Origin of the sequence: Segniliparus sp., from assembly GCF_051660745.1 — a bacterium.
GTDB lineage: Bacteria > Actinomycetota > Actinomycetes > Mycobacteriales > Mycobacteriaceae > Segniliparus.
On record NZ_JBOFQF010000006.1, the window covers coordinates 1 to 12558 of the forward strand.

At 68.1% G+C, this 12558-nt stretch carries 13 protein-coding genes and 1 tRNA gene; 10 read left to right on the top strand and 4 right to left on the bottom strand.

Annotated elements, in window-relative coordinates:
- The first annotated feature begins 230 nt into the window (after nt 1-230).
- The 7 genes from ACRC20_RS02600 to ACRC20_RS02630 all read left to right on the top strand — a co-directional run bounded on the left by ACRC20_RS02600 (nt 231) and on the right by ACRC20_RS02630 (nt 6874).
- Nucleotides 231-1385 (top strand): acyl-CoA dehydrogenase family protein, encoded by a 1155-nt coding sequence (locus ACRC20_RS02600; protein ID WP_438684780.1) that lies wholly within the window; start codon nt 231-233, stop codon nt 1383-1385.
- A gap of 9 nt (nt 1386-1394) precedes the next feature.
- Nucleotides 1395-2165, top strand: coding sequence for an enoyl-CoA hydratase family protein (locus ACRC20_RS02605; protein WP_438684781.1), 771 nt, complete (start codon nt 1395-1397; stop codon nt 2163-2165).
- A gap of 108 nt (nt 2166-2273) precedes the next feature.
- On the top strand, nt 2274-2876 hold the full coding sequence (locus ACRC20_RS02610) for a TetR/AcrR family transcriptional regulator (protein ID WP_438684782.1): 603 nt from the start codon (nt 2274-2276) through the stop codon (nt 2874-2876).
- 111 nt (nt 2877-2987) lie between these two features.
- The gene (locus ACRC20_RS02615) at nt 2988-4160 is read left to right on the top strand and encodes a DUF6670 family protein (protein ID WP_438684783.1); all 1173 of its coding nucleotides are present in this window, start codon (nt 2988-2990) and stop codon (nt 4158-4160) included.
- 67 nt (nt 4161-4227) lie between these two features.
- Nucleotides 4228-5463, top strand: coding sequence for a fatty acid desaturase family protein (locus ACRC20_RS02620; protein ID WP_438684784.1), 1236 nt, complete (start codon nt 4228-4230; stop codon nt 5461-5463).
- Nucleotides 5464-5515: 52 nt separating this feature from the next.
- Nucleotides 5516-6436, top strand: coding sequence for an acyl-ACP desaturase (locus ACRC20_RS02625; protein ID WP_438684785.1), 921 nt, complete (start codon nt 5516-5518; stop codon nt 6434-6436).
- A gap of 174 nt (nt 6437-6610) precedes the next feature.
- Nucleotides 6611-6874 carry a hypothetical protein gene (locus ACRC20_RS02630; protein ID WP_438684786.1) on the top strand — a complete coding sequence of 88 codons (264 nt, stop codon included), beginning with the start codon at nt 6611-6613 and terminating at the stop codon, nt 6872-6874.
- A gap of 185 nt (nt 6875-7059) precedes the next feature.
- Here ACRC20_RS02630 and ACRC20_RS02635 read toward each other — a convergent pair whose 3' ends face one another.
- Both ACRC20_RS02635 and ACRC20_RS02640 read right to left on the bottom strand, forming a co-directional pair.
- Nucleotides 7060-7410, bottom strand: coding sequence for a hypothetical protein (locus ACRC20_RS02635; protein WP_438684787.1), 351 nt, complete (start codon nt 7408-7410; stop codon nt 7060-7062).
- Between the two features lie 164 nt (nt 7411-7574).
- Nucleotides 7575-7664, bottom strand: a tRNA-Ser gene (locus ACRC20_RS02640).
- 285 nt (nt 7665-7949) lie between these two features.
- On the opposite strand from ACRC20_RS02640, the gene tgt reads away from it, so the two are divergent.
- The gene (gene tgt / locus ACRC20_RS02645; RefSeq protein WP_438684788.1) at nt 7950-9185 is read left to right on the top strand and encodes a tRNA guanosine(34) transglycosylase Tgt; all 1236 of its coding nucleotides are present in this window, start codon (nt 7950-7952) and stop codon (nt 9183-9185) included.
- A 25-nt stretch (nt 9186-9210) separates the two neighbouring features.
- Here tgt and ACRC20_RS02650 read toward each other — a convergent pair whose 3' ends face one another.
- Nucleotides 9211-10071 carry a hypothetical protein gene (locus ACRC20_RS02650; RefSeq protein ID WP_438684789.1) on the bottom strand — a complete coding sequence of 287 codons (861 nt, stop codon included), beginning with the start codon at nt 10069-10071 and terminating at the stop codon, nt 9211-9213.
- 49 nt (nt 10072-10120) lie between these two features.
- Nucleotides 10121-10333 carry a hypothetical protein gene (locus ACRC20_RS02655; RefSeq protein WP_438684790.1) on the bottom strand — a complete coding sequence of 71 codons (213 nt, stop codon included), beginning with the start codon at nt 10331-10333 and terminating at the stop codon, nt 10121-10123.
- 135 nt (nt 10334-10468) lie between these two features.
- Here ACRC20_RS02655 and ACRC20_RS02660 point away from each other — a divergent pair, with 135 nt between their 5' ends.
- Together ACRC20_RS02660 and ACRC20_RS02665 are read left to right on the top strand one after the other, a co-directional pair.
- Nucleotides 10469-11518 (top strand): ATP-dependent DNA ligase, encoded by a 1050-nt coding sequence (locus tag ACRC20_RS02660; protein ID WP_438684791.1) that lies wholly within the window; start codon nt 10469-10471, stop codon nt 11516-11518.
- Nucleotides 11518-12531, top strand: a complete 1014-nt coding sequence (locus tag ACRC20_RS02665; RefSeq protein WP_438684792.1) for a DNA polymerase domain-containing protein — start codon at nt 11518-11520, stop codon at nt 12529-12531. Before ACRC20_RS02660 ends, ACRC20_RS02665 begins: the two co-directional genes overlap by 1 nt.
- The last annotated feature ends 27 nt before the right edge of the window (nt 12532-12558 follow it).

Genomic DNA, 12558 nt, shown 5'->3' on the forward strand with positions numbered 1-12558 from the left:
CAACCAGGGCGCGGTCCTTGCCGTGGTCCAGGAGGTGGGGGAGTGATGCGCGGGTCGGGGAGAGCGTTGTCGCCGGGCAGGCGGTCCTCTGGCTCGAAGCGATACGGAGTTGCGGTGCACGCGATCAATTCGCTTGCGGGCGGGACGCTTGTGGAGCTCGATGTCGCGGTTGGCGACCAGGCCAACCAGGGCGCGGTCCGCGCCGTGGTCCAGGAAACAGGAGAAAACTCATGATCAGGGAATCGGAAGAGCGCCAGGAGCTGCGCGCGGCGGTCAGCAAATTCGCCGCCAGCTACGGCCCGAAATACATGGAGAAGTGCTGCCGGGACGGCGAGTACCCCTGGGACCTGTGGCGCGACGCGGGCAAGTTGGGCTTCCTCGGCGTGAACATCCCCGAGGAGTTCGGCGGCGGCGGCGCGGGCATGTACGAGCTGGCGATCGTGTTCGAAGAGCTTGCCGCGCAAGGCTGCCCGCTCCTGCTCATGGTCGTCTCCCCGGCCATCTGCGGCAACGTGATCAACCGGTTCGGCACCCCGGAGCAGCGGCAAGAGTGGCTGCCCGGCCTCGCCGACGGGTCGAAGATCCTCGCCTTCGCGATCACTGAGCCGGACGCCGGGTCCAACGCGCACAACATCACCACCACCGCCAAGCGCGACGGGTCGGACTGGCTGATCACCGGGCGCAAAGTGTTCATCTCCGGGGTCGAGAACGCGACTGCGGTGCTGGTCGTGGCGCGCACCGAGGACGCCAAGACCGGCAGGCTCAAGCCCGCGCTCTTCCTTGTCCCGCGCGACACCCCAGGGTTCGAGTACAAGCCGATCGAGATGGCGGTGCGGCTGCCGGAACGGCAGTTCTCGGTGTACTTCGACGACATGCGCTTGCCCGAGGAGGCCCTGGTCGGCGATCCGGACGCGGGGATCATGCAGCTGTTCGCGGGCCTGAACCCGGAGCGGATCATGGGCGCGGCGAGCGGGATCGGGTCGGCCCGGTTCGCGCTGGGCAGGGCCGTAGACTACGCCAAGACCCGCACCGTGTTCAAAGTCCCCATCGGCGCGCACCAGGCGATCGCCCATCCGCTCGCGGAGATCAAGATCGAGCTGGAGCTGGCGAAACTCATGCTGCAGAAGGCGGCGACCCTCTACGACGAGGGCGACGACGCGGGCGCGGCGGAAGCGGCGAACATGGCCAAGTACGCGGCGGCCGAGGTGGGCCTGCGGGCGACGGACCAAGCGGTGCAGACCCTCGGCGGCAACGGCTTGACTGTGGAGTACGACCTCGGCACCCAGCTCGCCAACGCCAGGTTCCTCCGTATCGCCCCAGTCAGCCGGGAGATGCTGCTCAACTATGTCGCCAACAACGTCCTCGGCCTGCCGAAGTCGTACTGAGAGGCTGTGATGACCGAAGCAACGCAGCAGCTCGTCCGGGTAGAAACGGCGGCGGGGTTCACGACGCTGGTCCTGGACTCCGCGCACAACCGCAACGCCCTCTCGCCGCTTTTGATCGAGCAACTGCGCGCGGGCCTGCGCGCGGCGGGGGAGGACCCCGCCGTGCGGGCGGTCGTGCTGGCCCACGAGGGGAAGACGTTTTGCGCGGGGGCGGACCTGTCCTCGGCGGCGGCGGCGAACGCGGATTTCGCGACGCTCGGGCTCGGCGAGCTGCTGCGCCAGATCTTGGAGCTGCCGAAACCGGTCGTCGCCGTGGTCGACGGACACGTCCGGGGCGGCGGCATGGGGCTGGTGGCCGCGGCGGACATCGCCGTGGCAGGGCCGAATGCGAGCTTCGCGCTGCCCGAGGCGCGCCTCGGCGTGGCGCCTGCGGTCATTTCGCTCACCGTCCTGCCGAGGCTGGACTCCCGCTCGGCGAGCCGGTACTTCCTCACCGGCGAGGCCTTCGGCCCGGCGGAGGCGCAACGGATCGGCTTGGTCACCGCTGGCTCCGGCGACGCGGGCGAGCAGCTCGCAGCGTTCAAGGGAGCGTTGGCCAAGGGGTCTCCGCAGGGTTTGGCGGAGTCCAAGCGCCTCGCGAACGCCCACATGCTGGAGCGTTTCGCGGCGTTGCCCGATTTGGCGGCGCTCTCCGCGCGGCTCTTCGGCACCGGCGAGGCGCAGGAGGGCATTGCGGCGTTCTTCCAGAAGCGAGAGCCACAATGGGTGTTGCGCGGCTAACGAACCAGATTCAACGTGTCGGACGCTATACTTTGCGCAGAATGTCTACCACAATACGTATGCAGCCAAGCGGTGATCTCCGAACGCGCCAAGAGGCGGAGCGGGCCGATGGCAAGTAGCAGATCTGGTTCGAAAGGCGTCCCTCGGGCAGAGCGGGAAGTCTTGATCTTGGACGCGGCGGCATTGGAGTTCAGCCAGCGCGGGTACGCGGGGACCACGCTCGCGCAGGTCGCCGAGCGGGCGGACATCTCCAAGCCGCTGATCCACGCGTACTTCGACTCCAAAGAGGGCTTGTACTGCGCCTGCGTGCGCCGTGCGGGGGAGGAGGTCACCAGCCGCATCGCGGAGGTGCTCGCGAAGCCGCCCGCGTCGGTGATCGACAAAGCCGTCGACGTCCTGCACTCGATGTACGTCGCCCTCGAGCCCCGCCCGTACGACTGGAAAGTCCTGCTCGACACGACGCTCCCGGCGGGCAGCGCGGCGGAGGAGGCTTCGCTGCATTACCGCAAGCTGCTCATCAGGCAGGGCGCGGCCGCGCTTTCCGGCAGGTACTCCGACGAGTTGGACGACCCGAAGGACCTGTCCGCCCTCGTGTACGTGTGGACCAACGTCGTGACCGCGATGGTGAACTGGTGGCTGCGCAATCCGGACCAGAGCGCGCAGCAGATGACTGAACGGAGCGGACGGATCTTCGCGCTGCTCACTTCCTGAGCGTTCACGACAGGTTATTTGACAGTGCAGTCAAATCACTGTTAGCCTCGCCACACGGCGCGCGCTGTGGCCGCGCGCCGGTCCGTCGAGAGCGCTTCAGAGGATCTGACCATGGCTTCTTCCACGAATATCGAGCCGCAGGGCGAGCCTCTGCCGAACAAGGCGTTGCGGGCCGTGGCCCGCGTGGTGGTCGATCGCGGCCTCCCGCTGATCGACCGTCGGATCGAGGAGTCGGCCCGGCCGTTCGCCAGGCCCGACATTTTCAAGCCCTACTCGAAGTCGAGGCGGGTGGCCTGGACGCACTACGGCGTGTTCGTCCCGCTGCTGCCCGAGCCGTACCGGTACCTGAACACGATGACGCTCATCGGCGCCACCGGCACCACGGTGTTCGACAACGACTACCTCGCCGCTCCCGACGCCCGCGACACGGCCACCGTGCTCTCCTCGACCGCATTCGGGGACCAGCACCACTATCGCGCCTATGACGCGAGCGCGGACTGCTCGTTCGCCGAGGACGGCTCGCAACTGGCGTGGGGCGAGGATTTGACGATCACGTCGGACTATCCGTCGTTCACCGTCAGGGGCCGTTACGGGAAGTTCACGGTCGACTTGGCCGTCACCGCGACCGACCAGGTCTCCTGGTTCGTCCGGACCCCGATCTACGATCATCTGAGCCTCTTGGCCACCTTCGCGGGCACGATCGCGGACCACACCGGCGTCGTCGAGGTCGGCGGGCTCTGCACCGTCGAGTACGCCAAATGCGCGTCGCCGCAGGCGTTGTCCCGCAAGCCGTTGCCGCCGTCGCTGAAGCTCCCGGTGGACTTCTTCACCTACCAGATCGTCAACCTCGACGAGCGGACCCAGCTCTTGCTCACCGATGTCCGGGCGGACGGGGCGGTCGCCGCTCGGCTCGCGCATATCCGGACCGTCGGCGGCCAGGCCTGCGTCTACCAGGATGTCGACTTCGAGGTGCTCGCCTATCGGGACGAGCCCGCCATTGACGAGCGCGGGCGGCGGATGCGCGTTCCCGAGCGCATCCGGTGGACCGTCCGCGACGGGGGCGAGGAGATCGTGCGCTTCGAAGCATCGGTCGACTCGCCGCTGCGCTACGGGCACGGCCGAGGCTATGTCGGCGCGTACGCCTACAACGGGAGCTGGGCGGGCCGCCTTGTCTCGGGGAGCGGCTACCTCGAATGGGTCGACTGCAGGCCCGAGGGCGAAGGCTCCGGCAAGGGCGGGGGCGGCGTAGGCGCGGCACTGTTTGAACCGATCATTCTAGAATGATCGGTTCAAACAGTGCTACGCTCTCTGCATGGCCGGGCCGTTCGGCTGGAGAAGGAGCGTGTCCACTATGGCGATCAGCGACATCAAAGAGTTCGCCCACCTGACGGAAGCCGACATGGCGGCCATCGGGTTGGAGCTCGACGCGATCCGCGCGGACGTCGAACGCTCGCGAGGGGAGCGCGACGCGCGCTACATACGCGGCACGATCCGTTTCCAGCGGGCACTGGAGCTGGCGGGCAGGGCCGCGCTCGTCGGCAGCCGCAGGCGCGGCCTCTGGTGGTTCGGGACGGCTGTGCTCGGTCTCGCGAAGATCGTCGAGAACATGGAGATCGGCCATAACGTCATGCACGGGCAGTGGGACTGGATGAACGACCCCGAGATCCACTCCTCCGCGTGGGAATGGGACAACGTGAGCGTGTCGGCGCACTGGCGGCACAACCACAACCACTTGCACCACAAGCACACGAACATCCTCGGCCTCGACGACGACATCGGCTACGGCGTGGTCCGGGTGACCCGCGACGAGCCGTGGCAGCGCAAGCACCTCTTCAATGTCGTGTGGCATGCCTTGCTGACCCCGTCCTTCGAGTGGGGCGTGGCGCTGCAAGGCGTGAGCTTCGGGGAGAAGCTCCCGGAGGCCAAGGCGAAGATCCGCCAGTTGCGGAGCAAGGTGGGCCGCCAGCTCGCGAAGGACTACCTGCTGTTCCCCGCGCTCGCCGGGAAGGCGTTCCGCAGGACGCTCACCGCGAACTTCGCGGCGAACCTGGTCCGGAACGTGTGGGCGAACGCGACCATCTTCTGCGGACATTTCCCCGACGGCGCCGAGAAGTTCACGCAGGCCGAGGCCGAGGACGAGACTCGGGGCCAGTGGTATCTGCGGCAGCTGCTGGGCTCGGCGAATTTCGACGCGGGCCGGGCGCTGGGCTTCCTGAGCGGACACCTGTCGCACCAGATCGAGCACCATTTGTTCCCGGACTTGCCGAGCAACCGCTATCACGAGATCCAGCGCCGGGTCCGGGCCCTGTGCGAGAAATACGACCTCCCGTACACCACGGGACCGTTCCTCAAGCAGTACTTGGTCACATGGCGGACGATCGCGAAGCTCTCGTTGCCGGACCGCTTCCTGCGCGCCACCAGCGACAACGCCCCGGAGACCTCGTCCGAGCTGCGCTTCCGGGCCCACGGCGGCCCCGCTGGGCCCACAGCCGACCCCGTCACCGGCGCCCGGCGCGGCCTCCGGTCCGCGTATGCCGCCGCCAAACGCTCCTGGAAGGGCGCGCGGTCCGCCGCCGCCGTCTCGTGAAGACGCTCACCACCGCCGAATTGCCCAAAGCCCTGGAAGGGAAGTATTGACCGTGGATATTCAGACAGAGCTCCTGCACGAGCTGGAGCCCGTTGTCGCCGAGAACTTGAACCGGCATTTGTCGGCGGCGCGGCCCTGGCTGCCCCATGACTACGTGCCGTGGAGCCGGGGGCGCGACTTCGCGTTCCTCGGCGGCGAGGACTGGCGCCCCGAAGACTCGCCGCTCGACCCTGTCGCCAAGGTGGCGTTGACCCTCAACCTGCTCACCGAGGACAATTTGCCCTCCTACCACCGCGAGATCGCCACACGATTCGGCAGGGACGGGGCATGGGGCACATGGGTGGGGCAGTGGACGGCGGAAGAGGGCCGTCACAGCATCGCCCTGCGCGACTACCTCGTCGTCACGCGCGGGGTCGATCCCGTGGCGCTGGAGCAGATGCGCATGGAGCACACCGTCGCCGGGTACGACTCCGGGGACAAGACTCCGCTGCAGGCGCTGGCGTACGTGTCGTTCCAGGAGCTCGCGACACGGGTGTCGCACCGCAACACCGGCAAAGCGTCCGGCTGTCCGCTCGCGGACCAGCTGCTGGCGCGCGTCGCGACGGACGAGAACCTGCACATGGTGTTCTACCGCAATCTCATGGCCGCGGCTTTGGAGATCAATCCCGACGCCGCGATGCGAGCGATCTGCGACGAGGCCGTCGGCTTCCGGATGCCGGGGATCGGCATGGCCGACTTCGCGAAGAACTCGATCCTGATCGCGAAGGCCGGGATCTACGACCTGCGCATCCACCACGACGACGTGCTGCAGCCGGTGCTCCGCTTCTGGCGCGTCTTCGAAAGGTCCGACTTCGGGGCGGAAGGCGAGCAGGCCCGCGACGAGCTCACGCGATTCCTCGGCCTCCTCGACGAGCGCGCCAAATACTACGAGGAGAAAGCCCTCGCGCGGGCCCAAAGCGGCACGGTGGCGTGACCAGCTCTGAGCGATCTCGGGACCGCTAGCGCAGGCCAGGGCTCCCCGTAGTCCCGAGCTTCCCGGCCCGCTGGCTTCGACGTTACGACCGTCCCTGCGCTCTCGGCGCAGCACTGCGACGAGGCCGCCCGGTGTTGTGAGCACGGGCCGATGCGGCCGGAGTAGTATTGGCCCATGACGGTGAGAATCTTTGCCCTGGTCGTGGCCGCATTCGCTCCGGCAGCGAGCGCCTCAGCGGAACCCCCGTGGCATTCGACGTGGTGCAAGATGTTCCTCTCAGAAGACCCTGTGACGCAGTACGCGGTGATCGATAGGCTTATTGCGAGCAAACGGACGAATTTCCAAGACGGAGACCGGTTCCAGGCCCTGTCCCAGGCGAAGTCGGGGTGCAGAAGCGATCCCATGCTGATGGTCGAGGACGTCCTTGGCTTCCACTAGTGCGGCTCTCTCGCCTTCTGCCTGACGGGGGCGGCGCTTCGAAGACGGCTGCTCCGCTGGTCCCGGGGTGACGGCCGCATTGGCCCGTTCGGCGCGACACGCGCGCGAATCGGTCGAGTTTGGAGTTGATGGCGCGTCGGTCGAGCCTGACGGCGGTCTGCTCGGTTCGGGGTTGATCGTGCGCGTCAGCGGCGGGAGCCACCGCCGTTTGCCGCTTCCCGCTCGCGGGTGCCTTCGACGATTCGGCGATGGTTGAGGAGGGCGTCCTCCCAGTTGGTGGCGTACCAGTCTTCCCCGCGATGCGGATCGGCCTCGCTGATGCGGGATGTTGGGAATAGTCGGTCGCGGGTTTGCTGGATCCCCACGTACACGTAGCCCTCCCAGCGGGTCCACACCGTGTGCTGCCCGATCTTCTCGCTGACGGAATAGCGTTTGAAGTACTCGCCAGTTCGGTCGCTGAGCTCTTCCCACCGGGCCACGCTGATCGCGTTGCCCTCCGCGTCGAGCGCGAGCAGTTGTTCCGGTTCGCCGCCCATACGCTTATGTTAGGGCGAGATGTGACAGCATGACGTGTTCTATCGCCATGTTGCGCCGGGTCTCGCCGAAAAACTGTGGGCAGAGCCTGCGCGCTCCACGAAACAGGGCTACGGGCAAACGGGCACGACGAGTGCCAATAGTGAATATCCCCTGTTCAGGGGCATGGCGGAGACGGAGGGATTTGAACCCTCGGCCCGGTTACCCGGGCAACACATTAGCAGTGTGTCCCATTCGGCCGCTCTGGCACGTCTCCATCGCTATAGCGACTGGGGAGTCTACCTGTTCCCTGGACGCTGTGTCCATTCTGATCCCGGCGCGCACGTGTCCGGGCGGCTCTCGCCCTTCCGGCGCAACGAGGATCCGGCCAGGGGTTCGGTACACTGGCCGGCATCGATAGCGACCGCCATCCTTGGGCCGAGCCGGGCGGGCCGCCGCCGGAGGCTCGGGAGACAAAGGAGACGACCATGGTCCTCGGCATGGCGGAGCCGCTGCTCGGGCCCGGTCCTCTCGCGTCGTCCGGCCCGCGGGCACAGCTGCGATGAGCCTGAGCTTCAGCCTCGCAGGGAGGCTGCCCGACGAGCGGGGCAGGGCGGGCGTGGTCCGCACCCCGCACGGCGACATCGAGACTCCCGCGTTCATCCCGGTGGGCACGGCCGCCGCGGTGAAGACCGTGCCTCCGAGCCTTGTCGCGGGGCTCGGGGCGCAGGCGGTGCTGGCCAACGCCTACCACCTCTATTTGCGTCCTGGGCCGCAGCTCGTGGCGGAAGCGGGCGGCGTCGGCGCGTTCATGGGCTGGCGGGGGCCGACGTACACCGACTCCGGCGGCTTCCAGGTCCTCTCCCTCGGCTCGGGCCACCGCAAGATCCTCGCCATGGACACGAAGGAGCTCGGCGCGGACCAAGTGATCGCGAGACCGGAGGAGCGTCTGGCGAAGGTGGACGAGGACGGGGTGACGTTCAAATCCCATATCGACGGCTCGCGGCATCGGTTCACCCCCGAGGTGTCGATCTCCGTCCAACGCGACATCGGCGCGGACATCATCTTCGCCTTCGACGAGCTGACCACCCTGCTGCACAGCGAGGAGTACCAGTGCTCCTCGGTCGACCGCACGCTGCGCTGGGCGCGGCGCTGCCTCGCCGAGCACAACCGGACACAGGGCGTGGCGGCTGCGACCGGGGCGCCGCAGTCGTTGTGGGCGGTGGTGCAGGGGGCGCAGTACGAATATCTGCGCAGGCGCTGCGCGAAGGAGCTCGTCGCGATGAGCGAGGCGGACGAGGCCGAGGGCGGCGTCGGGTTCGGCGGGTTCGGCATCGGGGGCGCCATCGCCAAAGAGCGGCTCGGCGAGATCATCGGCTGGTGCGCCGAGGAGCTGCCCGAGCACAAGCCCCGGCACGTGCTCGGCATCGGGGAGCCCGACGACCTTTTCGCGGCCGTCGAGTCGGGCGGGGACACCTTCGACTGCGTCTCGCCGACCCGCCTCGCCCGGAACGGCGTGGTGTTCGGCTGGGACGGGCGCTACCACGTCACGAACGCGCGGTTCAAGCGCGACTTCCGCCCGCTGGACGAGGGGCTGGAGAACTCGTCCAGCTCGTTCACCCGCGCCTACATCCACCACTTGTTCAAGATCCGCGAGCCGCTCGCGGGCACGTTGGTGAGCGTGCACAACTTGAGCTTCTTGGTGACGCTCATGGCCAGGATGCGGTCCGCGATCCTCGAGGGCCGCTACGAGGAGTACAAAGCGCAGACGCTCGGCCGGTATTACGCGAAGCGCTGAGCCGAAGGATACGAGAGTCCGGGGATCAGACCAGTCTGCCGTCGATGGCGGCTAAGGCCCTCGTGAGCTCGTCGCCTTCGAGGGTCTCGTTGACGAGCTCGCGCAGCTGCGTCTCGGCGCCGGCCTCGACGACGGTCTGCGCGAAACGGGTCATGCGCTCGTCGTCCAGCCGCTCCATGAGCAGCGTCGCGAGTCTGCGGCGGCTCTCAAGCGAGATCCTGGTGAGCGAGGAGAACCCGGCCAGGATCGTCTCGGCCTTGCCGGTGCCGAAGCTGTCCACGATGGACAGGAGCCGCTCCTGCGGCAGCGCGGCGAGCAGTTCCTCCAACTTCTGCGAGTCGGTGGTGTAGGCGAGGGTGCGGGCGATCGCCTCGCGGTCGTCCACCTCGCGCTCCACGGCGAGCAAGAGCTCCACCGGGGCCTGCTCCATCAACACTGCGGCCGAGGCGTAATGGCCGTCTGCGAGCAGGCGGCGCAGGGCCGGGGCCCACACGCGGACCGGCACCTCTTTCGAGAGCGTCGGCACCGCCCTCGGGTCGAGGTAGCGCAGCGTCTGCGCGACGAACGGCACGCGCAGCCTGCGCAGGAGGCCGTTGAGCCGGTGGGCGTGGTCTTTGGCGAGCGAGTTCGCGACCGCCGCGGAGACCACGGGCCCGACGACTTTCTCGGCGAGCGTGGCGATCACCGGGTCCGGGACGATCGGCGCGGCCTTGCCGATCATGGCGACCTGCTTCTCCTGCGAGTCGAACTTGAGGTCCGAGACCCGCATCCGCAGCTGGGCCAGGTTCTCCGGGCCGAGCCGTTCGAGGTGGGCAATCTTCTCCGGGGCAACGCCGAGCAGGTCGGCGAGCAGATGGATCTGCGCTGTCGCGACGAAGTCGCTCATCCTTGGTCTCCTTAAGCCTTCGTCCGAGGTCTCAGTTGCGGAAAACGGGTCAGTTGAAGAACATCGCCCGCACCGGGATGCGGATGAAGAACGGCAGGTTGTCCAGGGCCGTCATCGCGGCCTCGTGCAGTTGCTCGTGGTCTCGGCCCTGGGCCTCGAGCACCATGATCCGCAGCTGGCGGGCTTCCTCGTCGGTGAGCTGGTCCAAAAATTCCAGGCCGCCGCCCAATGTCTCCCGCAGCCGCGCCGTGCTCTCGCTCAAGGATCCCTGCCGTTCTCTGTCGATCGGTCCGCGCGGTTCGCGCTGTGGCTCAGACTAGCGGCGCGGATGCGCCATCAAACTCTCATACGAGGTGGCGTATGTCAAAACGGCTTGCGGTGGGGCAGGATAGAAGGCATGGCACTTGCCGCGCCGTTCGCGCCGATGCTCGCCAAGGCCGCCGAAGCGGCGCCCGAGCAGGACGACCCGCCGTGTTGGAGCTACGAGCCGAAATGGGACGGGTTTCGGGGAGTCGTGTTCTGGGACGGCGAGTCGGTCGTGATCGGCTCGCGCGGCGAGAAGGAGCTCACCCGGTATTTCCCGGAGCTGTGCGACGCGCTGGCGCGGGCATTGCCCACGCCATGCGTGCTCGACGGCGAGATCGTCGTGCCGGTGCTCGAAAACGGCCGGGCCCGCCTGGACTGGGAGGCGCTCTCGGCCCGGATCCACCCGGCGGCAAGCCGGATCAAGCTGCTCGCCGAGGCCACGCCAGCCCATTTCGTGGCCTTCGACCTGGTGGAGGAGGACGGGACGGAGCTGCTGGACGAGCCGTTCGCCGTCCGTCGCGAGCGGCTTGAGGCCCTTTTCCGGCCGACGGAGACAGTCCATCTCTCGTCCGCGACGACGGACGGGGCGCTTGCCGCGAGCTGGCTCGCCGAATTCGAGGGCGCGGGGCTCGACGGCGTGGTCGCCAAGCGCCTCGACGGGCCGTACCGGCCGGGCAAGCGGGACATGGTGAAGGTGAAGCACGCCCGGACGGCGGACTGCGCGGTCGTCGGCTACCGCCCGCACCAAAAAGGAGTCGGCGTGGGCTCGCTCATGCTGGGCCTCTTCGAAGACGGCGAGTTCCGCCTGGTCGGGGGAGCAGGCTCGTTCTCGAACCAGATGCGCGAGGAGCTCCTCGCGACGCTTCGCCCGTTGGAGACCGGCGAGGAGGCTTCGGGGGAGGCCAACCGGTGGAAGAAGGCCGAGCAGGCGAAATACGTGCCGGTGCGCCCAGAGCTGGTGGTCGAGGTCGCATACGACCAGATGCAAGGCCGACGTTTTCGCCACGCCGTCACTTTCCTGCGGTTCCGGCCCGACCGCGAGCCGCAGAGCTGCGGATTCGACCAGCTGGCCGCGCCAAAGCGCTACGACGTGCGGCAGATCTGGGCTGACGCGCCCGCCGACGGGCCGGGGGCGAGCTGATGCCGAGCAAAACGCCCGCCGAGGAGATCGATGTCGAGGGGATCGCGGTGCGCCTGTCGAACCCCGACAAGGTGTACTTCCCCGAGCTTGGAGCCAGGGGCTCGAAACGCGCCCTGTTCGAGCACTACCGGAAGCTGGCGGCCGGGGACGGCCCGATCCTGCGCGCCTTGCGCGGCAGGCCGGTCAACCTGCAGCGCTTCCCCGACGGGATCGAGGGCGAGGCGATCTATCAGAAGCACGCCCCGAAGGGGAAGCCCGACTATGTCCGAACCGCGCAGGTGACCTTCCCGTCGGGGCGGCACGCGGACTCGGTGGTGGCGGAGCGTCCGGCGGATGTGCTGTGGGCGGTGAACCTCGGCACGGTGGCGTTCCATCCGTGGCCGTGCCACGTCCCCGACACGGAGCACCCCGACGAGCTGCGGGTGGACCTCGACCCGCAGCCGGGGACGACGTTCGACGACGCGCGCCGGATCGCGCTCGACGTGCTGCGCCCCCTGCTCGGCGAGTTCGGCCTTGCCGGAGTCCCGAAGACCTCCGGGGGGCGCGGCCTGCACGTCTTGATCCCGATCCAGCCGCGCTGGGAGTTCGCCGACGTGCGCCGAGCCGGTATCGCCCTGGCGCAGGAGGTGGTGCGGCGCAGCGCCGACAAGGCGACCCTCTCCTGGTGGAAGGAAGAGCGGGGCGAGCGGATCTTCATCGACTACAACCAGAACGCGCGGGATCGGACCCTGGCCGCGCCGTACTCGGTCCGCGCGACTCCGAACGCCACCGTCTCGATGCCGTTGAGCTGGGAAGCGCTCGAAAAAGCCGAGCCGGGAGACTTCACAATCACCAGCGCCGCCGACTACGCGCTCGGCGAGCCCGACCCCTTCGCGGGCTGCGAGCCAGGCTCCCTTGAGCAGCTGTTGGCGCAGGAGACCCCGCTTTTGCCCTACCCGCCGCAGTACCCGAAGATGCCGGACGAGCCGAAGCGGGTCCAGCCGAGCAAGGACAAGGACCGCCGACGGCCCTGACGGCGGTCTGCCGCGTTGTCGGCTCCC

Bases quoted from the DNA above. Each gene is read 5' to 3' on its own strand.
- ACRC20_RS02615 (WP_438684783.1), top strand. From the start codon at position 2,988: ATGGCTTCTTCCACGAATATCGAGCCGCAGGGCGAGCCTCTGCCGAAC.
- ACRC20_RS02630 (WP_438684786.1), top strand. From the start codon at position 6,611: ATGACGGTGAGAATCTTTGCCCTGGTCGTGGCCGCATTCGCTCCGGCA.
- ACRC20_RS02665 (WP_438684792.1), top strand. From the start codon at position 11,518: ATGCCGAGCAAAACGCCCGCCGAGGAGATCGATGTCGAGGGGATCGCG.
- ACRC20_RS02660 (WP_438684791.1), top strand. From the start codon at position 10,469: ATGGCACTTGCCGCGCCGTTCGCGCCGATGCTCGCCAAGGCCGCCGAA.
- ACRC20_RS02600 (WP_438684780.1), top strand. From the start codon at position 231: ATGATCAGGGAATCGGAAGAGCGCCAGGAGCTGCGCGCGGCGGTCAGC.
- ACRC20_RS02620 (WP_438684784.1), top strand. From the start codon at position 4,228: ATGGCGATCAGCGACATCAAAGAGTTCGCCCACCTGACGGAAGCCGAC.
- tgt (WP_438684788.1), top strand. From the start codon at position 7,950: ATGAGCCTGAGCTTCAGCCTCGCAGGGAGGCTGCCCGACGAGCGGGGC.
- ACRC20_RS02650 (WP_438684789.1), bottom strand. From the start codon at position 10,071: ATGAGCGACTTCGTCGCGACAGCGCAGATCCATCTGCTCGCCGACCTG.
- ACRC20_RS02635 (WP_438684787.1), bottom strand. From the start codon at position 7,410: ATGGGCGGCGAACCGGAACAACTGCTCGCGCTCGACGCGGAGGGCAAC.
- ACRC20_RS02605 (WP_438684781.1), top strand. From the start codon at position 1,395: ATGACCGAAGCAACGCAGCAGCTCGTCCGGGTAGAAACGGCGGCGGGG.
- ACRC20_RS02610 (WP_438684782.1), top strand. From the start codon at position 2,274: ATGGCAAGTAGCAGATCTGGTTCGAAAGGCGTCCCTCGGGCAGAGCGG.